Source organism: Rhodococcus sp. T2V, from assembly GCF_029269925.1.
Lineage (GTDB): Bacteria > Actinomycetota > Actinomycetes > Mycobacteriales > Mycobacteriaceae > Rhodococcus_F > Rhodococcus_F koreensis.
On the sequence record NZ_JARJBD010000347.1, the window covers coordinates 1 to 654 of the forward strand.

A 654-nucleotide genomic window follows, 5' to 3' on the forward strand; every position below is an offset into this window, starting at 1 on the left:
GCGGGGTGTGAGTGGTTCGAGGGGGTAGCCGACGGCGATCGCGCCGAGCGGCTGCCAGTCGTCGGGCAGGTCGAGGACATCGCGCACGGTGTCCGGGGCGAAGATCGTCGAACCGATCCAGCAGCTGCCGATTCCCTTGGTCGCCAACGACACCAGCAGCCCCTGCACGGCCGCACCGACCGCGACGGTGAACATCGTCGCCTCCGCCGCCCGCCGACGCGGATCGGGGTAGGGGTGCGCACCGTCGGGCACGCAGAACGGGATGATCACCTCCGGCGCGTCGAACAGGATGTTCCCCCGTGCCACCCGCGCCGCCACCGCCGCCGCGTCCATGCCGTCGGCGGTCAGGTCGGCCTGCCACCGCTCCCGCATCGCGGTCAGCAATTCCTCGCGCACCGTGCGGGTGCGGACCCACACGAACCGCACCGGCCGGGTGTGATGCGGCGCCGGGGCGGTCAGCGCGTCGGCGATCGACGCCCGCACCGCACCCGGGTCGACCGGATCGTCGGCGAACTCGCGGACCGAGCGGCGCAGCAGCACCGCCTCCGCCCGCCCCCGCTCCACCGATTCCGCGGTACCGAGCCAGAACAGGTCCTCCTCACCGCCGCGGATCAGATCCCGCGCCCGCGACCCGTCGTCGGCCAGACCCAGACC

1 protein-coding gene is annotated in these 654 nt (G+C 73.5%); it reads right to left on the reverse strand.

Annotation, left to right across the window (positions count from 1 at the left end; genetic code table 11):
* On the reverse strand, positions 1-654 hold a 654-nt coding region (locus tag P3H15_RS54285; RefSeq protein ID WP_276144869.1), incomplete at both ends, for a coenzyme F420-0:L-glutamate ligase.